The sequence below is a fragment of the Pseudomonas sp. HMSC057H01 genome (assembly GCF_001836405.1).
Taxonomy (GTDB): domain Bacteria; phylum Pseudomonadota; class Gammaproteobacteria; order Pseudomonadales; family Pseudomonadaceae; genus Pseudomonas; species Pseudomonas aeruginosa.
Genome location: NZ_KV828467.1, coordinates 1 through 290 on the forward strand (window position 1 = coordinate 1; position 290 = coordinate 290).

At 65.2% G+C, this 290-nt stretch carries 1 protein-coding gene; it reads right to left on the reverse strand.

Translation table 11 applies throughout. The features are described from left to right. Positions 1–90 precede the first annotated feature (90 nt). The coding region (locus tag HMPREF2581_RS33860) for a hypothetical protein (RefSeq protein WP_371914913.1) at positions 91–290 on the reverse strand (200 nt) is incomplete at its 5' end.

Genomic DNA, 290 nt, shown 5'->3' on the forward strand with positions numbered 1-290 from the left:
GAGACGATCACCGCCATGGCCCAGCAGGCCCAGCGCGACACCCAGGCGCAGGTCCAGACCGATGCCCTGGCCCGAACCTACCAAGCAGCACTACAGGCTTCCCATGAAGAAAACCAATTGCGCCGCGATGCTATCGGCACTGGTGCTCGCGTCGTGTACGTCAAAGCCCGCTGCCCCGCAGGCGGAGTGCACCAGGCTCCCGGAGCCACCGGCAGCGCTGATGCAGGAAGAGCCCTCCTTGCTGCCGCTGATGGACAGGTTGTTTCTGATCTCCGAGCCGGAGTCGAGCG